The following is an 18872-nucleotide window of genomic DNA, read 5'->3' as shown; positions in this document are numbered from 1 at the left end:
TCGCCTGCCGCGCTCAGCCCCTCATATCGGTTCGAAAGATCAAAGAAACCCGGCTGTCCTGCCATCTCTGCCTCCGCTGTCGCGTACGGGCAGTGAATCACCTCAAGCCCTCAGACGCCACCGGTTTTTCGAGCCGTCCAGCTGGCGGCGAGTTGATCGTAGCGGGTGGCGATTGCGCGGTTGATTTTCAAACGGCCGAACATGCGCTCGATGCCGTTACGTTGCTTGTATAGCGTCCGGTCATGTTCGATCTTTACGCGGCGGTTTGATCGACCCGGAATGACGGCCTGAATGTTGCGGCTCGCAAGGTCTGCGCGGATGGCGTCGGCATCGTAGCCCTTATCCGCCAAGAGCGCCTTTGGCGCCCTCTCCGGCAACGCGATCAGCGTGTCATAGGCTTTACAATCCGCCGCTTCGCCAACCGTCAGATGGAATGCGAGTGGTCGCCCGCGGGCGTCAGCCAGACAGTGAAGCTTACTGGTGAACCCGCCCCGCGAGCGGCCAAGAGCTCGTCGATGAATCCCCCTTTTCCGCCCGCTGCCGAAACATGGGCCCGAACCGTGGTGCTATCAATGCTGTAGTGGCCGCTGTCTGCCATGATCTCAGCCAGCGTGACCGAGACGGCCTCCCAAACACCAGCCGCGCTCCAACGCCGGAACCGCCGGTAGATCGAATTCCAGTTGCCGTACGTGGGCGGAACATCGCGCCAGGGCGTTCCGCAGCGGAGCCGCCAAAGTATGCCATTAACGATAGACCGGTTCTGCTCTGGACGGCGACCGCGCCCCCGGTTCGCCGCATCGATGGGCAGCAAGCCTTTCAAAATACGCCATTCTGCTTCGCTCAGATCACCACGGCTCAAGGCTGCCTCCAAAAGACAGCCTTGAATCAACCCGAAAGCGCGGCGTCAACCAATTCGTCCACGCCGCCTAGAAGGTTTTCCAAGCAGATGGACTCATCTGCCGACCGGGGAAAGGCGGCAGAATAACGGCCTGGAGCATCCGGGCCGATGTGATCGGATTGGGACATGCTCCCGGCAAGATAGACAGGACGCCTGCCGTCGGACCTAATGGGGGGAGGATATGGGCAGTCCACGCTGCCCATATCCTCCCGCCCCCATCCGGTCAGTGGAGTCCAGATCCGCCGCTGAGTTCCTTGGCGATGGAACCGACCATGTCCTTGGCGTCGCCGAACAGCATCTGGGTGTTGCTGTTGTAATAGATCGGATTGTCGATGCCCGCGAAGCCTGCGTTCATGGAACGCTTGATGACGAACACCGACTTGGCCCGGTCCGCCTCGATGATCGGCATGCCGGCGATCGCGCTTTTCGGATCGTCGCGCGCCGACGGGTTCACCGTGTCGTTGGCGCCGATGATCACCGCCACGTCCGCCTGGGGCAGTTCGGGGTTGATGTCGTCAAGGTCGACCAGCTGCTCATAGGGCACATTGGCTTCGGCCAGCAGCACGTTCATGTGGCCGGGCATGCGGCCCGCCACCGGATGGATCGCGAACTTGACGTCCACGCCCTTCTTGGTGAGCGCCTGATAGAGTTCGCTGACCTTGTGCTGGGCCTGGGCGACGGCCATGCCATAGCCCGGGATGATGACCACCGTGCTGGCATTTTCCAGCTGCATCGCGGCTTCCTCGGCAGAGGCGGAGCGCACGACGCGGTCGTCCTTGCCCCCGGCCGCGCCCGCCACCACCGTGCCAAAGCCGCCGAACATGACGTTGGCAAAGCTGCGGTTCATCGCCTTGCACATGATGACGGCGAGGATGAAGCCAGACGCGCCGTCCAGCGCGCCCGCGACGATCAGCAGCTTGTTACCGAGCGCAAAGCCCATGGCGGACGCCGCAAGTCCGGCATAGCTGTTGAGCAGCGCGATGACGGTCGGCATGTCCGCGCCGCCGATCGGGATCACCAGCAGAATGCCGAACAGCAGCGCCAGCGCGACAAAGGCGGGGAACAGGTACGTCTTGGTCGGGTCCAGCGCGATCATGACCGCGATCGCCAGAGCCGCCAGCGCCACGCCGCCATTGACGATGCGCTGGCCGGGGAAGGACACCGGCCGGCTGCCCATCAGTTCCTGCAGCTTGGCAAAGGCGATGACCGACGCCGTACAGGTCAGGAAACCCAGCGCCATTTCGAACATCAGCGCCCACATCACGAAGCTGCCGGCATATCCGGCATGGGCATGCTTGTAATATTCGGCCGCGCCGATCAGGCCGACGGCGAGCGCGCCGAAGGCGTGGGAGATGGCGGTCCGCTGCGGGATCGCCGTCATCGGCATCAGCAGCGCCATGGGAATACCCGCCGCCGCGCCCGCGATCATGGCGATGATGATGAGGCTATAGTCGACCATCTCATGCTGCACGAGCGCGCCGATGATCGCGATGACCATGCCGATCTCGCCCGCGCGCACGCCGCGCCGGGCGGTCGAAGGGTGGCTCATCCACATCAACGAGAGGATGAACAGGGCCGATGCGGCGATCGCCGCGTAAGGAACGAAGGCGTCCATCTGTTACTTCCCCCGAGGCTTGAACATCTTGAGCATGCGGTCGGTGATCATGAACCCGCTCACCAGATTGACCGTGGCGCAGAACACCGCGACAAAGCCCAGCGTCTTGGCCAGCGGCGTCGCCCCAGCCTCGCCCGTGATCGCGATCGCCCCCACAATCACCACCGCCGCAATCGCATTGGTCAGCGACATCAGCGGAGAATGCAGCAGCGGCGACACTTTCTTGATAAGCTGAAAACCAACAAAGGCCGCCAGTATGAAGACAAACAGATAGTCAGGATTAAGCGCTGTCATTATTCCACTCCCGCTGTTTGAAGCAGCCGTTCGTTGACGACCTTGCCGCCCTGCGTCACGCGGATGGCGTTGCCGATTTCCTCGTCCAGCACCGGCGCATTCTGGTCCTTGTTCCAGAAGGCGGAGAGGAAGTTGTAGAGGTTGCGCGCGAAAAGCGCCGAAGCGTCCGCCGCGAGGCGCGAGGGCATATTCTTGTGGCCGATGATCTTGACGCCGTGGCGTTCGACCACTTCGCCCAGAACCGCGCCCTCGACATTGCCGCCCTGCTCGACCGCGAGGTCGACGATCACGCTGCCCGGCCGCATCGAGGCGATCTGCGCGTCAGTGATGAGGCGCGGCGCCGGCTTGCCGGGAATCAGGGCCGTGGTGATCACGATATCCTGCTTGGCGATATGGCTGGAAACCAGTTCGGCCTGGGCTTTGCGATATTCCTCGGACATTTCGGTGGCATAGCCGCCCTTGCCCTCGCCCTCGATGCCAGCCACGCTTTCGACGAACACCGCCTTGGCGCCCAGGCTTTCAATCTGCTCCCGGGTGGCGGAGCGCACGTCCGTCGCCGACACCTGCGCGCCCAGCCGCCTGGCGGTCGCGATCGCCTGAAGGCCCGCGACACCCACGCCCATGATGAAGGCCTTGGCCGGCGAGACCGTGCCCGCCGCCGTCATCATCATCGGAAAGGCGCGGCCATATTCATGGGCCGCGTCCAGCACCGCCTTGTAGCCGGCAAGGTTGGACTGCGACGAAAGGATGTCCATCGACTGCGCGCGGGTGATGCGCGGCATGAACTCCATCGCCAGCGCCTCATAACCGGCCGCCGCATAGGCATCGATTCGCGCCCGCTCGACAAAGGGATTGAGGCCCGCGACGATCCATGCCCCCGGCTTGGCGCCGCCGATGCTGGCCGGGTCAGGCCCCTGCACGCCCAGGAGAATGTCCGCGCCCGCCACGGTCGCGGCGCGATCAGCGACGGTAGCGCCCATCGCGACATAGTCGGCGTCGGCAATCGAGGCAGTCAGGCCAGCGCCCGTTTCCACCGCAACATCCGCACCCAAAGCCTTGAACTTCTTCACCGTTTCCGGCGTGCCCGCGACGCGGCGTTCATCAGGGGCCGTTTCCTTCAATATGCCGATCTTCATTGAACCACTCCTGCAGGCGAGCCGAGAGCCGATTAATAAGCCTGTTTTATACGGTCGACAGGCTGTATTACGGGTCAGGATAAAAATCCAGATAATAATGCGCATATTATGCAGTGGCGGAGCAGGCGGTGCCATTCTATGAGATATTCGTTATTTGGGACGTCGCACCACCCCGGAGAGTAGCATGAGTATCCGCAAGCCCAGGTCCCGTGAGGGTCTCGTCACTGCGGCAGTGGCAAAGATGCGCGACATGATCGTCGCGCAGCCGCCCGACACACAGATTGGATCATTGCCCGACCTGGCAAAAGCTCTGGGTGTCGGCATTGTCACCGTGCAGCAGGCCGCGCGTGTCCTGGAACATGAAGGTTTTCTGCAGGTTCGTCGCGGACCGGGCGGCGGCTATTATGGCACGCGGCCCGACGCCGACGGTTTGAGCCACGCCATTTCCGGCTTCCTGGCGATGCACCATTCTGCCCATCCCGAGGCGATCGACATCATCACGCTGCTCGACTGCGAGTTGATGGCAGCGGCAGCGCGAGCAACGGACGGGGCGCTCCGGCAGAAACTTGCGGCGCTCCTGCAGACAGTCGACAGCCGCAACACCGCGCGCCAGCGCGCCGTGTTCGACCAAAGCATGTTGGATATTCTCTACCTTATGGTGGACCGCCCTCTGATGGAGCTGCTCTCGCGAGTCGCGGTCCATCATTATGCCGAATATCCGCGCGGGCCCGTTTATGGCGGGGATGATGGCAAGGAGCGCTGGAAGCGCGAAAGGAGAGCGATCATCTCGGCCATTCTGGAGGGCGATCCTGAACGCGCCAGGTTTGAAGCCCACCGGCGGCGGCGTGAAATCATGCGCAGACTTAAGGCGGAGATCTGAGCATCCTCGAGCAGGATATACCTCGATTCAGCACCTGAGAAGGACGCAAAAGGGCGAAACACATACATGTGATCGCGATTGAAAACCGGCACTTGCGCCTGCTACACATACAGGGCAAGCCGAGGTCTTGCTGCAAATAGCTGTCACCACAGGATAAAGATATGCGGCCTATTGGTGCGACCGATGGGGCGTTTTGGGAACATGGAAGAGGATAGGTCGATGCACAAGCTGATGATGTTCATGAAGCGGAAGGAAGGCATTTCGTTCGAGGACTTTCGGGCGCATTATGAAAATGTCCACATTCCTATGGTCGCGAAATGGGTGGCGCCTTACATGAGCGACTTCAAACGCTATTATCCGCAGAACGCCGTCAACTTCTATGTTGGTCGTCCCGACGCCGACCAGTCGCCGGTGGATGATGGCGGCGTCGATTATGACGCGGTTTCCATCTATACCATCAAGGACGAGGCCGCCTTGCAGGAAATCCTGCGGATAGCGGCGGATCCCGAATTCACCCGGCTCGTGACGGATGATGAAGCGAACTTCGTCGACCGCGCCCGCTCGCGGCAGACGCTGGCCGAGGAAATCGCAGGGCCTGGTCTCATCTGAGCCGGACTTTCGGCGATGTCGGCCGACTGCCCCTGATCGATCAATCGCGTTGGCGGAGAAGCAGCGGGGTGAAGGTGGCCACCCCGCCGGCAGCATTGAACAGGATGGGACCTCCGATCGGCGCATCCTGCGTCATCAGTCGCGCGCAGCCTGGTCTATGTCACCGGGTCATGATGCGGCGGCCGCGCGAACGGGGGGCTTTCATACCAATCCTTGTAGATCGGATCGTCCGGAAAGCGGGAGCCCCAGTTGGACATCTCGGGAACGCCGGTCAGCCCCCAGTTGGTCGTGAACTCCCTGGCATCGCACCAGTCCCAGATACATGTGCGGCGGAGGATCTTCCATGCTCCATCCCGCTTTTCGCAGAGATCACGGTAACGGCCCGCGTGGAAGAAATTGAGCGCCGGTTCCTTGAACGCGACGACGCACAGAAACATGCTTTCCCGCTTCGCCCGATTGCCGTCGATTTCCGACAGCACATTGCTTATGTGATGGCTGCAGGAATAGATCTTGTCCCGCCATTGGTTGACCGCGTCCGCCCAACCCGGTCCGGAGCCGATATACCCGCCATGATCATCGGTCGAATCCGGCCAATAGGTGTCGCGAATGCCCTCGATATCCATCCGGTCAGCGGCCCGGCAATATTTCATCAGGTTATCATTCAACAGCTTAGTGTCGTACAGCTCGGCCAGTTGAGCGTCGGTGAGGGGCATATCACATCTCCTAATGCAGGATGGTGGCTACCCTCTCGCAGGGGTCGGATCAATAGGCCGGCCCGCAGAAAGCCGACGCGCGAGCGGGCGGTAGGCGAAGGGAGAAGCCGCCGGACCGGGCGGCCAGCGCACCCCTCAACTCAGCAATTTGGCCAGGCCGACCCTGTTCTTCACCTGGAGCTTTGAATAGGCGTTATACAGGTGATTTTTCACGGTTCCCGCTGAAATTCCCAATTCTTGCGCTATTTCCTTCTGGCTGAGGCCAGCTGCCGCGCGTCGGCAGATCTCCATTTCCCTGGAGGTCAGGACATGGGTCCCGATGCGCTGGATCGAGAGCAGGTGCACATCCGCGACCGGCCTGGAACGGATCGTGATCCTGGAATTGCTCCACATGCCTCGCCTGTTGACCCGCGACAATATGTCGGCCGGCAAATGCTTTCCGTCCCACCCGGGAAATTCCTCCCCGAGGATCATCTTGAACCTTGTGCCTTCCCCCAGGATCCTGGCCGATGTCGAACAGACCATCACGGTTGCATCGCAAGGCTCGGTATCGCTCAGTTCGAGGCCGGGGTTCAGTGCATGATTGGTCACCCAGGCATTCAGGAGATGCGGCAGAATCCGTTTGACGAGGCCTTTCTCATTCTCGTCAAAGGGGCGTCCAGGATCCTGCCGGCACAGGCACAGGCTCGTATAGTTCGATGCGGGATTGGGGATCATGACCGCCAGGAGATTCAGGTAACCGCTGTGCTCGCAATAGGAACGGAATGCAGGGGCAGATCGCCTCTTGTCCTGGGAGCTGGACCAGTTGAACAACAGGGGTTCGCCAGCCTGCTCTATGGTGGAAGGCATGACGACATCGCTGCCCAACATCTTCATATAGGCGTCGATCATGTCATCATGCTGGCGCCATAGCCGCATGTCCTGTGGCTTCAGGCCCGTCGAAATGACAGAGGACCAGCTTGCCGTGTCGAAGTGAACGGCGCCATGGAGAATATCGAACGCGACTTCGCGAAATTGGTCCGTGCCTGTCGCGCGCGCGGCGCGATTTATATCGACAATCGCCTTGTCCACATCCATCCTGACGGTCATTCCTATTTTGACATCCCCCGCCTCACCGAGGATTAAGGGATGCCTGGAAGAATTACCGCTTTGGCCCCTTCCGTGCAAGAAGGCGGGGGATGGGGAACCTACATCGCGCTCCTGTGCCGTTAGGCACATCCCACGCAGGACCCGCCATGCTAGTATCCATTCAGATAGCATGGCAGCGCCAGACGGGCTCCGCTGGATCCGCGTTGGAAGCAGCGTGGGATGGTCCTGCGGCCGGGTGCGGCCCGACACTATAAGAGGAGGATGGATTGCCTATCAAGAAAGCCTATGTGGACACCCGCGACGGTCAGATACATTATAGATATTGCGAAGGAGGAGAGGGGCTGCCGATCCTGTTCTTCCACATGACGGCCAGTTCATCCGCCTGTTTTGAAAGCCTGATGACTCATCTGGACGGCTTTCGTCCGATGTACGCTTTCGACCTGCCACATTATGGGGAAAGCTTCACGCCGTCGGCGGAGCCATCCTATGACTATATCGCCGACATATTGATCGAAGCGATCGATAATCTGGGCATCGGCAGGTTTCATTGCTTCGGCCATCACGGCGGCACCAACGTATCGGCGCAACTGGCGGCGACCTATCCGGATCGGGTAGCGAGCATCATGCTGTCGGGCGTGACCTATCCGACGATGGAGGAGAGTGCGCGCAACAGCAAGTTCATCTACGACAATCCGGCCGACATCAGGGGTTCGCAGGCCATCACGGCGTGGACGCGCGTGGTGAAGGACTGCGACAGCTCTCCCCCGGTCGAGCCGGACGAGCCGTTTGTTCCCGTCCCCGCCGAGATCTATCATCGAGAACTGATCGACACGCTGAAAGCCGGGAGCGACTGGCATTGGGGCTATCGAGCGGTCTTCAAGCACAACATGCCCGAAGTGCTTGGCAAAGTGTCCTGCCCGATCCTTCTTGTGGTCGGCCGGCGCGATATCGTGTTCTTCTGGCACGAGCGCGCGAAAAAGGCTTTGCCCACGGCCAAGGTCGTCGAACGGCCCGGCTACGGCAGCTATTATTGCACCTTCGCCGGTGAAGATTGCGCGCCCTATGTGAAGGACTTCATCAGCGGCCTGGACAGGCAGACGGACTGACTGAAGCGCGGCCGCGCGCCGCTTTTTGCGGCGCGCGCATGACAGGCGGCGCGGCCCGCCTACAATATGAACATCTTGCAGGTTCCATCCATGACCTTCACCCATGTCGACACGCCGACGCAGATCGGAAATCTCCGCCTCAAGAACCGCATCTTTCGCCCCGCACATGCGGTCGGGGTAGGCCACGGCACCATGAGCGAGGCACTGATCGCCTATCATGAGGAGCGGGCCAGGGGCGGCGCCGCTCTGTCGATCCTGGAGGCCGGCTCGGTTCATCCTTCCACGGCGGCCACGCTCAACATATTCGATCCCGAAATCGAACAGGGGATGCACACCCTGATAGGCAGGTGCCGACCGCACGACATGAAACTGTTCCAGCAGATTTGGCACGCCGGGCATCACGTCGCGCCGGCCGACGGCATGCCGCCATGGTCGGCATCTGACGTGCCGAGCATCGTCAACGGGCTTATGCCGATCCCCATGACCAAGGCGATGATCGACACGATCGTCGAAGCCTATGCGGGCTGTGCGTCCCGAATGCAGCAATATGGCCTCGACGGCGTTGAGGTCCATTGCGCTCACGGCTACCTGCCGGGGCAGTTCCTGTCGCCCACAACGAACCGCCGCGAGGATGAATATGGCGGACCTTTCGAGAACCGCGCGCGGTTCATCATGGAGATTCTGGCGGCAGTGCGCGCCGCGGTATCCCCGGATTTCGTCGTCGGCGTGCGACTGGCGCCCGACCTGGTCGTGGGCGGCGCGGGCGTCGAGGACAATCTGAAGGTCGCCCGGCTGCTCGAGGCGGCAGGGCTTGTCGATTATCTCAATGTTTCGACCGGCAGCTACAACAGCGCCGCCAAGATGATCGGCGGGATGTACGAGCCCACCGGTTACCAGATGCCGCTGACCGCCTCTGTCAGGGATGCGACCGGGCTGCCGGTGCTGGCGACGGGTCGCTATCGGACCCTGGAGGAGGCAGACCAGGCCATTCGCGAAGGCGGCGCGGACATGATCGGGATGGTGCGCGCGATGATCGCCGACCCCCATCTGGTCACGAAAAGTCTTGCAGGCAGGGCAGAGGAGGTTCGGCCCTGCATCGGCTGCAACCAGGCCTGTGTCGCGCGGGCGGCAATGGGATTGGGCATTGAATGCACCGTCAACGCCTGCGCGGGCCATGAAGCGGAACGGCGTGATCCGGTGCTTGCGCCCGTGGTCACGCCCCGCCAGCTGCTGGTAATCGGCGGCGGCCCGGCCGGTCTGGAAGCGGCGCGCATCGCAGCGCAGCGCGGGCATGCGGTGACCCTTGTCGAGGCAAGCCCCCAACTGGGCGGCGCCGTAAGAGCAGCTGCCAGGGCGCCGACGCGTCATAATCTGATGGACATCATCACATGGCTGGAGGCGGAGATATACCGGCTCGGCGTGGATGTGCGCCTTTCCACCTATCTCGACAGCAGTGAAATAGACGCGCTCGCCCCAGACGCGGTCATCGTGGCTACGGGATCATGGCCCCGGATGGATGGCGTGCTTGCATCCCATGCCGGCCAGCCCATAAGCGGGGTCGAACAGCGGCATGTGATTTCGTCGACCGACCTGTTCCTGGCACCGCCGGCCGCCCTGGGGCAGGCCGCAGTCGTCATCGACGATGTCGGGCATTATGAGGGGCTGGCGGCCGCCGAACAGCTGATTTCTAAAGGTTTGGCGGTCACCTATGTGACGCGCCTTCCCATGCTGGCGCCCGGCATACAGCTGGCGGGAATGAACGAGCCGTTTCTCGCCCGCATGGTGGGAAAGCCGTTCCGCCACCTTGTCCGCACCCGCGCGATCGCCATAGGAGCCGACGATGTCCTTGTGGGGCCAGCCCATCTCACCGCCGATGACGTGGAGACGGAGCAGTTTGCGGCGGATACCGTCGTCCTGATCACGGCCAACCGATCCAGCCGGGAAATCTACGACGATCTGACCGCCATGGGCCGGGCTGTGAGGATTGTCGGCGACGCCAAGTCGCCCCGCTCGATGGAATTCGCGATACACGAAGGCTATCTGGCGGCGGTGAGCATCTGCAATATGGACTGACGGTGGTTCATCCCGTCGCCTGGCGCATTTTTTCGAGTCAGCAAATGCTGCCATCCGTTGCGGAAATGATCAGAGCACCACAGTATCCTGGTCGACGTCCAACAGATCCATCACCGTTTCATGCAGGCGCGCGATATATGTGTCGCTGGCATAAGGTTGGATGAGGCTGATGTGATGGATACAACAATCATAGATCGCAGCAATGCCATCGGAGGTTTCGTCACAGCTTGATCGCGCCGCACCCAAGCGATTGACCCAGACAGCCCACATATTTTCACCGAGTATCTTGGGGCTGTTGGGCGCCTTCATGGGCTCGATGTCGCCGCACGCGATCGCGTCCTGGATGCGCTGCACCGATCCGGCGATTGCCGTGGACATTATGCGGCGGTAACTTTCGGCCAGATGCGGATCGGTGGCGGTGAAATAGGTCAAAGATTCAAAAAAGAAGTGATAGCGCCACATCAGGCTGAATAGATTGACTATATATTCGGCGAGATACTTCGCACCGGAATTGCGGGGGCTTGTCAGAACCTCCGCCGCCTCCAGCTCAAGACGATCTATAAGCGAATAGATGATGTCCTGTTTCTTGGCGAAGTGATAGGTCAGGTTCCCTGGGCTGATCCCCAGATCCGAGGCGATCTTGTAGATCGCAACCCTGTCGACCCCGTTGCTGTTGAAGAGCCGAAGGGCCGCCGACAATATCCGGTCAGGGGTAGATCCCGCGCTCAAACTGATGATCCCTCTGCATTTCGTATTTAGCATCTAAACCCAGTCGGGCCATTCCGTCAACCAGCGCACCCGTCCTCAGGGGGTGAAGGATGGTCGCCCGTGTCTGTCCCGGATGACGAGACAGAGGTGGCTTGAGCGGCGCGGTGTCCCGCACAAAGCCTCAGCGTTCTAGGGCGACAACAGACCCAGCAGCGCGATCTTGCATCCGTGGGCGAGCAGCTTTCGATCGCTGACGGGATGCGTGCCGGCGTGGATCAGAAGCGCTCGCACGATGACGAGCAGCATTTCGACACGCGCATCGGCCTCCGCGGGATTGAGGCCCTTCACTACTGTTTGAATGATCTTGCGCGCCTCGCGGCGAAACTCCGTGTCGACGCGCAGGACAAGGGACGAGACTTTGGCGTTGCGGCCTGCTTCCGCAAGCACCTCAAGCGCAAGCGCAGCCCGATCATGGTCCAGCATCCACGTGATCCGGTCCAGAAAGGCCGCCATGACGTCGTTCACGTCCAGATGATCATGTTCGCCCAGTTCGGTAATGTGCAACATGAAGTCTTCAAAGTCGCGCTCGCTCAGCGCCACCATGATCGCTTCCTTGTTCTCGAAATACTGGTAGATGTGCCCCACGCTCATCCCCGCCTGGGTTGCGATGCGACTCATGCTTGCCGCATGGAATCCTTCCGCGCGAACGCAGGCGCGTGCCGCGTTCAGAATTTGCGCCTGGCGGCGTTCAACACGCTCTTCCTTTCGCGATACCGCTGCTGCCGATCTTGCCATCATCCCCTTTCGTTACAGTCTTCGCGGAGCGAACGCCATATAAGAATGAGTGATCATTCTTGACGTTTGATTGCCGCCGCAAGGCTTCACCAGCTTTCGTTTCAGCGGCGGCGAAAGAGTTGTCGGCGCTTGCCTTGCCCCCCTCTGGTCCTGGCGCAATCCACCGTCGCGAACAGCAGCCGACCGGCGGCCTCTTGTCGCTGGAGCCGCAGCGCAGGCATGGATGCGGGTGACCTGAATGTCCGGCAACGGGTGGAGGCGGGGCGGCGGCAAGCGCGTTGCAGGCGCAAACATTGCAAGCCGTCGCCCCATCTCAAGCTACGCCTGGCCGGGGGCGGTTCCGGCGCGATTTTTCGCGATGACATCGTCATGGCTCAATGTGGCACCCGCTTCGAAAAAGTAGCTTATCAGCGTCTCACGCTGCTGGGGCGCCTTTTCCTTGTCAGCTTGCGCCAGCGCCTTCTGCAGCTCGTCCCGGGTGAGTTCGGTGCAATAAGCCGGCGTGCCCGGCTGCTGACGCCATGACTCCGCGAGGCTCCCGGCATCGACGGGATCGAAACCGGCGTCATCGACCAGCTGCATGGCGATCGCCTTCCCCCGTGCATCGTCGCCCGCAACCGGCAGGGCGATCCGGCCGGGCGTGCCGCGCGGCTTGCCCCGGGCTTCCTGGGTATAGGCCAAGGCGGCGTTGAACGCCTTGATCACGGGATGGCCGAACTGCTCGCTGACCCATTGGCTTTCCGGCTTGCCATTCTGCAAATCCTCGATGGCACCATCGCGGAAGGGGTAATAGTTGGATGTGTCGATGATGGTAATGTCGGGCGAAACATTTCCCAGCTGTTTGGCCAGTTCGGGGATCGCTATGCTCGGCACCGAGACGATCAGCGCGTCAATGCCCTTGACCACTTGATCAAGGCCGACCGCCGTCGCGCCGGCTTCCTTCACCTTGTCGCGGATCGCATCCACCCCTTGCGCGTCCGCGACGAGCACTTCATGGCCGGCCGCGCTCAGGTTTCTTGCAACGCTGGAGCCGATATTTCCCGCGCCGATAACGCCGATCTTCATGATGTCTTTCCTTGCTGAATTGAGGTGTTGCAAACGCTGTCCGCTCTGGCAATAGGTGCCAGCTGTTGGCTGTGGAAGCGAACCAGCACTGGCTGCACGAGCTGTCAGTAGCATTTCCCAGACCTCATGCATAAGGAGAATTATGATGCCGCAGATCGGAGTCCTTCTGGACCAGCATGCCTACAACCTGCCGGGCAAGGCACTTGCAGAAACGGCGAACTTTGTTGAAGGGCTGGGGTTCGAAAGCGTCTGGTTGCTGGATTCCTTCAGCCGGGACCCTTACCTGACAGCATCCTTCATCCTGGGCAGGACGGAGAGGCTGAAGGTCGGCACCGGCATCGCCACCGTCTACAGCCGCGATGCCATGGCCACCGTTCAGGCGCGCGACACGCTGTCGGAATATTATCCCGGCCGTTTCATCATGGGTCTGGGCGCGTCCAACGAAACGATCGTGCAGATGCGTGGCGGCTCCTGGAAGCCGCCTGTCCAGAAGATGTCGGAATATCTGGGGGCGATGGCCCAGACGCAGCTGTTTCATCCGGCACCCGAGCAGCTTGCGCCGCTTCACATCGCGGCGCACGCGCCGGGGCTCCAGAAGCTGGCGCTTGAATATGCAAGCGGGATCATCACCTGGATCCTGCCCGTGGACAGTGTTCGCAGCGCCGCCCAGAATGTCAGGCCGGCCCTTGAGGTGACCGTCAACTTCCCCTGCGTGCTCAATTCCGATCCGGCAGCGGCGCGGGCGATCGCGCGGGAGTTCCTGTCGGCCTACCTCAAGATCGATTATTATCGCGCCGCTTATAGCAAGATCGGTTTTGGTCCCGAGGATTTCGAGAATGACGGTAGCGATCGGCTGATCGACGCCATTGTCGCCTGGGGCGATACCGGCAAGATCAAGCAGCGGGTTGATGAATATGCAGCGGTTGGCGCGACCCGCATTGTGCTCAACCCCATCCGGGCGTCGCAAGGCGCGGTTGCCGGCGCGGAATGGAATGCCGACGCTGACCTGGAGAGCCTGACCGAGCTTGCACCCGTTCTCCTGTAAATGCGCCGATCACAGGATGGCGCCGTCCTTTCCTGCCCCGTGCCGGATGGCATCTCCGGCCCCGCCAAAGCGGAAGCGGGGTCGGAGAGCGCGGGAAGATCTCAAGCGAATCCACGGAGACCGTCAGGTGTCCGGCATGCGAGCCAGCGCGCCTGACGATATCGATTGTCTCGCTGGCCCCTTAGAGAGCGGGGCCGAAGATGCCTGCGGAGCGGACTTTAGGGTCGTCCGCCGTCGACCTGGATCATCGCGCCGGTCGTGAAGCTGGAATGTTCCGAGGCCAGATACATGACCGTCGAGACGATTTCTTCAGGCTCACCATAGCGCTTGATCGCCGACTTGATGTTCTTTTCCTTTTCCGGCGACCAGGCCTTGGCGATGTCGGTTCTGAAGCTGCCGGGAAGGATGGCGTTGACGCGCACCTTGGGCGCATATTCGAACGCGTGGGCGATCGTCAGCGCATTGAGCGCCGCCTTCGCGCCGGAATAGGGGGCATATTCGGGCTGCGGCCGGATCGACCCGATCGAGGAAATGTTGATGATGCTGCCGCCGTCGCCCTCGACCATGCGGCTCGCCACCAGCGACGTGGCCCGGAACGGACCCTTGAAGTTCACGCCGATCACCTTGTCGAACAAGGCTTCGGGCGTCGCGAGGGAACTGTCGGAAATCGGCGACATGCCGGCATTGTTGACCAGAATGTCGACCTTGCCGAAATGCGCATAGGCCGCGTCCACCATCCGGTCGATGTCGTCCCAGCGGCCCAGATGCGCGCCGATGCCCAGCGCCTTCACGCCGAACGTCGCCTCGATCTCGGTCGCAAGCTGCTCACAATTTTCCGCATTGCGGCTGGCGATCACCACATTGGCGCCCTGTTCCGCGAACGCCCGGCAAATCGCCGCGCCCAGACCACGGCTGCCGCCGGTGACCAGCACGACCTTGCCGCTGAAATCGAAATATTGTTTCATGATCGTACCTTGTCAGGATTCGGTAAGGGTCTTGCGGGCCAGTGCGGCGATGGCGAAGACGCGTTCCTGGGTGTGCCTCACGTTGCGGTTCACGCCCGTGCCTATGCTTGCCCGTTTCAGTATGCCCTGGATCATCACCGCGTAGCGGAACTGCACGAAGCCGAAATAGAAGCCGAGATGCGGAATCGCGCTGATGCCCATCCGCTGGCAATAGCGGTCCACATAGGCATCCAGGCTGGGGATGCCGAGCGCATCCAGATCATGGCCAAGCAGCGTCGTGGCGCTTCCTTCGGCGAAACCCAACGGCTCCCACCAGGCGCGCGTATTGTGGGCCAGGTCGATATAGGGGTTGCCGAGCGTGGACATTTCCCAGTCCAGCGCTGACACGACCTTCGGTTCCGTACGGTGGACCATGGCGTTATACAGGCCAAAGTCGCCGTGAAGGATGGCTGTGGGTTCGCTTTCGGGAAGACGATCATGCAGCGCCTGCATGAGCCAGTCGATATCGGGCACGTCGACCAGCTTGGACTGTTCGTAATTGCTGCACCAGCGCTTGAGGTTGCGCGCGGTGAAGCCGGTTTCCTTGCCGAAGCCTTCGAGACCGACCGCCTTGTAGTCCAGCTTGTGCAAGTCGGCGAGATAGGCGTTCATCGAATCATAGATGGCCGTGCGGTCCGCCTTCTCTACGCCCGGCAGATCAGCGTTCCAGAACACGCGGCCGTCGATGAATTCGGTAATATAGAAAGCCGACCCAATGATGCTTTCATCGTCGCAATAAAGTGCGGGGCGTGGGACGGGGAAGCCCGCATCGGCCAGCGCCTTGGTCACGCGATATTCGCGATCAATGGCATGAGCCGACGCGAGTAGCTGACCTGGCGGCTTGCGGCGCAACACGTAGCTCTTGCCCTGGCCGACCAGCTTGTAGGTGGGATTGGATTGCCCGCCCTTGAACTTTTCGACGCGGAAATCGCTACCCAGCCCCTCGACGCGCGATGCAAGGTAGGCGCCGAGCTTTTGCGTGTCGAGCGCGAGATGTTCGGGCGGCGCTTCCGTCCCGGTGAGCAGTTCCTGCCGATCAGCCATTGGTAGTGACCCCGTTTTTGGGCGGAAGATATTTCTTGAGTTCGGTGCGCGCGATGACGCGATTGTGGACTTCGTCCGGCCCGTCGCCGATGCGCATCACGCGCAGGCGGGCGAAGGCATAGGCGAGGCCGAAATCGTCGCACATGCCGGCCGCGCCATAGGCCTGCTGCACCACGTCGCACAGCTGCTGCGCCAGTTCAGGCACGATGACCTTGATCTGCGAAATCTCGCTGCGCGCGTTCTTGACGCCGACCGTGTCCATCAGCCAGGCGGTCTTGTAGACCAGCAGGCGGCTCATTTCGATATTGATGCGCGCGCGGGCGATCCGCTCCTTCCAGACGCTTTCGTCGGACAGCCGCTTGCCGAAGGCGACGCGGGTGGTGAGGCGCGTGCACAGTTTTTCGAGCAGCCGCTCGGACACGCCGATGATCCGCATGGCATGGTGGATGCGGCCCGGCCCGAGGCGCCCTTGCGCGATCTCGAACCCGCGCCCTTCGCCCAGGATGACATTTTCGGCCGGCACCCGGACATTTTCGAACAGGATTTCGGCATGGCCGTGCGGACGGTCGTGATAGCCGAAGATGGGGAGCGAGCGCACCAGCGTGACGCCGGGCGTGCTGGGCTCCACCAGGATCTGCGTCTGCTGGAGGTGAAGGGGGGCCGTCGGATCGGTCTTGCCCATCACGATGAAAATCTTCGTGCGCGGGTTATAGGCGTTTGTGATCCACCATTTGCGCCCGTTGATGACATAATGGTCGCCATCGCGCTCGATCCGGGTCTCGACATTGGTCGCGTCGGAGGAAGCCACCGCCGGCTCGGTCATGGCGAAGCTCGACTTGATCTCGCCCGCCAGCATGGGCTTGAGCCATTTTTCCTGCTGCTCCGGGCTGCCATAGAGCGAGAGCACGTCCATATTGCCGCTGTCGGGCGCGTTGCAGTTGAACACTTCCGACGCCCAGTGCACCCGGCCCAGCGCTTCGGCGATCGGCGCATAGTCAAGGTTGCTCAGCCCCGGCCCATGGCGCGTGTCATGCATGTGCATGTTCCACAGACCCGCGTCGCGCGCCTTCTGCTGCAGTTCCAGCATCAGCGGGGGAACGCGCCAGAGATCGTTGGTCTCGTCGCCGAGCTGCTCCTCATAGAGCGCCTCGTTCGGATAGACATGGTCTTCCAGAAACCTCTTAACCCGTGCCAACCATTCCTGTCCCCGCGGACTAAAGGCGAAATCCATATCAAGCTCCGTTGCAGGCCGAGGCGAAGAACAATTCAGATAACATTCGCGCTAAGCTATAGTTAGAGAAAGGAAAATGCATCGATAGGCAGATGTGGCCGCTGCGGACTCAAGGCACCCTCTCAGCATCTCATCCTCAAAATCGATGGTGCAGCCGCCATTGGCGAAGAGCCGGGTCCGAAAGGCACGACGGCATGCACCCACCACGCCGCGCGACATATTAGACCCGCTGTGCTTCCAAGCCAAGCGGCGACAAAATGATCTGTACCTTAATCCCCCTTTGGGCTTCTCCTCCACTCACATGTAGGTTATAGGTCCTAGGAATGGCGTGTCAATCAGCGTCCTGGGCGTTGATAGCATTGTTGCACCAGCCCAAGCGAGGGCGCCAAGGAGAGAATGCGATGGCAAATATCCTCGTAACAGGAGGAACTGGCAATATCGGAATGTACGCCGTAGCCGAGTTCTGCCGCCGCGGCCACAATGTGGTCGTGTTCGACCGCGAAACGTCTTCACCCTTGTTGCGGACGCTGGCGCCGTCGGCGAGCCTGGTGCAGGGTGACATCGTGGAGGCTCGTCAGCTTGCCGATGTCATTTCGGCCAACCAAATCGACTATATCCTGCATCTCGCCGCGTTTCTCGGCCCTGAATCCTCCACCGACCCGATCCGGGCGCTCGATGTGAACTGTTATGGCACGGCCAATATCTTCGAAGCGGCGCTGCGCCATGGTGTCAAACGCGTTTGCTGGTCGAGTTCGATCGCCGCACTTGGCACGATGCCGGATTATGATGGGCGGCTGGTGGATGAGAGCTATCGCATCGCGCCCACCACGCCTTACGGCGCAAGCAAATATTATTGCGAGTTGATGAGTGGCATCTATCTTTCACGAGGCCTGGACATCCGGTGCGTGCGGCCCGTATTCGCCTTTGGTCTGGGGAAATTGACCGGCAGTTGGGGCGCCAATTACAACCGTATCATCTACAATGCTGCAACGGGGCAGCCGTCCAGCTTTCCTGCCTGGTCGAAGAACGGGCTTCAGATCATATACAACAAGGATCAGGCCCAATTCTGCGTCGACATGACGCTGGCACCCAGCGTGTCGAACTGGCTTTTCAACACGCCCACGGAGAAGCCCTATTCGGAGGAAGAGTTCATCGCGCTGATCCGGACGGTCGTGCCCGACGCCCAAATTTCGCGAAACCCCGAACCGCCGTTCGGGTCTGCTTTCCCTCCCAATGTCGATGGCAGCCGCGCGATCAAGGAAATCGGGTTCACCGCGGAATATGGCGTGCAGGCGGGCATAGCGGAAATGGTCGATTATTACAGGGCGCATCCGGACCAGGGCCTTTGATGCGCGGCAGCCGAAGGACGCTGTCGTTCGGCACGGCGCGCCGGACCGGACGACCGGTGTCGCCTGCCCGGCGTGCGGATAAAAATAGCTTCCGCGCCGGGGGGCGTCTGGATAACTTCGATTTGCTGCTATATCGGGGGCCTCTGGCGGAGCCTGCCACCGGATCAGGAATTAGTGTCTACCCCTTATCCGAGCCGAGGCGGCTGGAGAGCGACAGA

18 protein-coding genes are annotated in these 18872 nt (G+C 61.3%); 6 read left to right on the top strand and 12 right to left on the bottom strand.

Translation table 11 applies throughout. From position 1 onward, the window contains the following. Window positions 1-110: 110 nt before the first annotated feature. From AAC640_RS16185 to AAC640_RS16170, 4 genes are all read right to left on the bottom strand, one after another. Window positions 111-859, bottom strand: a protein-coding gene (locus AAC640_RS16185) for an IS5 family transposase (RefSeq protein ID WP_422795007.1) whose coding sequence is annotated in 2 segments (ribosomal slippage) — window positions 111-518 and window positions 521-859 — 747 coding nt in all. Because the reading frame shifts where the segments join, the coding sequence is not laid out codon by codon here. A gap of 262 nt (window positions 860-1121) precedes the next feature. Then, window positions 1122-2513 (bottom strand): NAD(P)(+) transhydrogenase (Re/Si-specific) subunit beta, encoded by a 1392-nt coding sequence (locus AAC640_RS16180; RefSeq protein ID WP_340268121.1) that lies wholly within the window; start codon window positions 2511-2513, stop codon window positions 1122-1124. 3 nt (window positions 2514-2516) lie between these two features. After that, window positions 2517-2807: an NAD(P) transhydrogenase subunit alpha part 2 gene (locus AAC640_RS16175; protein ID WP_340268119.1), complete on the bottom strand. Its 291-nt coding sequence runs from the start codon at window positions 2805-2807 to the stop codon at window positions 2517-2519. Continuing rightward, a complete protein-coding gene (locus tag AAC640_RS16170) occupies window positions 2807-3943 on the bottom strand; it encodes a Re/Si-specific NAD(P)(+) transhydrogenase subunit alpha (RefSeq protein WP_340268117.1) in 1137 nt (378 codons plus the stop codon). Before AAC640_RS16170 ends, AAC640_RS16175 begins: the two co-directional genes overlap by 1 nt. A gap of 184 nt (window positions 3944-4127) precedes the next feature. Here AAC640_RS16170 and AAC640_RS16165 point away from each other — a divergent pair, with 184 nt between their 5' ends. After that, window positions 4128-4823, top strand: a complete 696-nt coding sequence (locus tag AAC640_RS16165) for an FCD domain-containing protein (protein ID WP_340268115.1) — start codon at window positions 4128-4130, stop codon at window positions 4821-4823. 219 nt (window positions 4824-5042) lie between these two features. Next, the gene (locus tag AAC640_RS16160; protein WP_340268113.1) at window positions 5043-5432 is read left to right on the top strand and encodes an EthD domain-containing protein; all 390 of its coding nucleotides are present in this window, start codon (window positions 5043-5045) and stop codon (window positions 5430-5432) included. A gap of 155 nt (window positions 5433-5587) precedes the next feature. Here AAC640_RS16160 and AAC640_RS16155 read toward each other — a convergent pair whose 3' ends face one another. Both AAC640_RS16155 and AAC640_RS16150 read right to left on the bottom strand, forming a co-directional pair. Beyond that, entirely contained in the window at window positions 5588-6145 is a 558-nt protein-coding gene (locus AAC640_RS16155; protein WP_340268111.1) for a nuclear transport factor 2 family protein, read from the bottom strand. 135 nt (window positions 6146-6280) lie between these two features. Next, window positions 6281-7222 (bottom strand): helix-turn-helix transcriptional regulator, encoded by a 942-nt coding sequence (locus AAC640_RS16150; RefSeq protein ID WP_340268109.1) that lies wholly within the window; start codon window positions 7220-7222, stop codon window positions 6281-6283. Between the two features lie 278 nt (window positions 7223-7500). On the opposite strand from AAC640_RS16150, the gene AAC640_RS16145 reads away from it, so the two are divergent. Together AAC640_RS16145 and AAC640_RS16140 are read left to right on the top strand one after the other, a co-directional pair. Beyond that, window positions 7501-8340: an alpha/beta fold hydrolase gene (locus AAC640_RS16145; RefSeq protein WP_340268107.1), complete on the top strand. Its 840-nt coding sequence runs from the start codon at window positions 7501-7503 to the stop codon at window positions 8338-8340. A gap of 90 nt (window positions 8341-8430) precedes the next feature. Further along, window positions 8431-10413, top strand: coding sequence for an oxidoreductase (locus AAC640_RS16140; RefSeq protein WP_340268105.1), 1983 nt, complete (start codon window positions 8431-8433; stop codon window positions 10411-10413). A 69-nt stretch (window positions 10414-10482) separates the two neighbouring features. Here AAC640_RS16140 and AAC640_RS16135 read toward each other — a convergent pair whose 3' ends face one another. The 3 genes from AAC640_RS16135 to AAC640_RS16125 all read right to left on the bottom strand — a co-directional run bounded on the left by AAC640_RS16135 (window position 10483) and on the right by AAC640_RS16125 (window position 13095). Beyond that, entirely contained in the window at window positions 10483-11142 is a 660-nt protein-coding gene (locus AAC640_RS16135) for a TetR/AcrR family transcriptional regulator (protein ID WP_340268103.1), read from the bottom strand. A 168-nt stretch (window positions 11143-11310) separates the two neighbouring features. Beyond that, the gene (locus tag AAC640_RS16130) at window positions 11311-11916 is read right to left on the bottom strand and encodes a TetR/AcrR family transcriptional regulator (protein ID WP_340268101.1); all 606 of its coding nucleotides are present in this window, start codon (window positions 11914-11916) and stop codon (window positions 11311-11313) included. A 318-nt stretch (window positions 11917-12234) separates the two neighbouring features. Next, window positions 12235-13095, bottom strand: a complete 861-nt coding sequence (locus AAC640_RS16125; protein ID WP_340268099.1) for an NADPH-dependent F420 reductase — start codon at window positions 13093-13095, stop codon at window positions 12235-12237. Between the two features lie 31 nt (window positions 13096-13126). On the opposite strand from AAC640_RS16125, the gene AAC640_RS16120 reads away from it, so the two are divergent. Continuing rightward, window positions 13127-14026 (top strand): LLM class flavin-dependent oxidoreductase, encoded by a 900-nt coding sequence (locus tag AAC640_RS16120; protein WP_340268097.1) that lies wholly within the window; start codon window positions 13127-13129, stop codon window positions 14024-14026. 218 nt (window positions 14027-14244) lie between these two features. Here the strand turns inward: AAC640_RS16120 and AAC640_RS16115 are convergent, their stop codons facing one another. Genes AAC640_RS16115 through AAC640_RS16105 form a run of 3 tightly spaced genes read right to left on the bottom strand, consistent with a single transcriptional unit; the run spans window position 14245 to window position 17305 of the window. Continuing rightward, window positions 14245-14991, bottom strand: coding sequence for an SDR family NAD(P)-dependent oxidoreductase (locus tag AAC640_RS16115; RefSeq protein WP_340268095.1), 747 nt, complete (start codon window positions 14989-14991; stop codon window positions 14245-14247). A 12-nt stretch (window positions 14992-15003) separates the two neighbouring features. After that, complete coding sequence (locus tag AAC640_RS16110; protein ID WP_340268093.1) at window positions 15004-16074, bottom strand: phosphotransferase family protein; 1071 nt, start codon at window positions 16072-16074, stop codon at window positions 15004-15006. Next, window positions 16067-17305 carry an acyl-CoA dehydrogenase family protein gene (locus AAC640_RS16105; protein WP_340268091.1) on the bottom strand — a complete coding sequence of 413 codons (1239 nt, stop codon included), beginning with the start codon at window positions 17303-17305 and terminating at the stop codon, window positions 16067-16069. Before AAC640_RS16105 ends, AAC640_RS16110 begins: the two co-directional genes overlap by 8 nt. A 401-nt stretch (window positions 17306-17706) precedes the next feature. On the opposite strand from AAC640_RS16105, the gene AAC640_RS16100 reads away from it, so the two are divergent. Then, entirely contained in the window at window positions 17707-18654 is a 948-nt protein-coding gene (locus AAC640_RS16100) for an NAD-dependent epimerase/dehydratase family protein (protein WP_340268089.1), read from the top strand. Window positions 18655-18872: the final 218 nt, after the last annotated feature.

This window comes from Sphingobium mellinum (assembly GCF_037860795.1).
GTDB lineage: Bacteria > Pseudomonadota > Alphaproteobacteria > Sphingomonadales > Sphingomonadaceae > Sphingobium > Sphingobium mellinum.
Note: the sequence above shows the minus strand (reverse complement) of the source record. Positions and strands in the feature narration are given on the sequence as shown.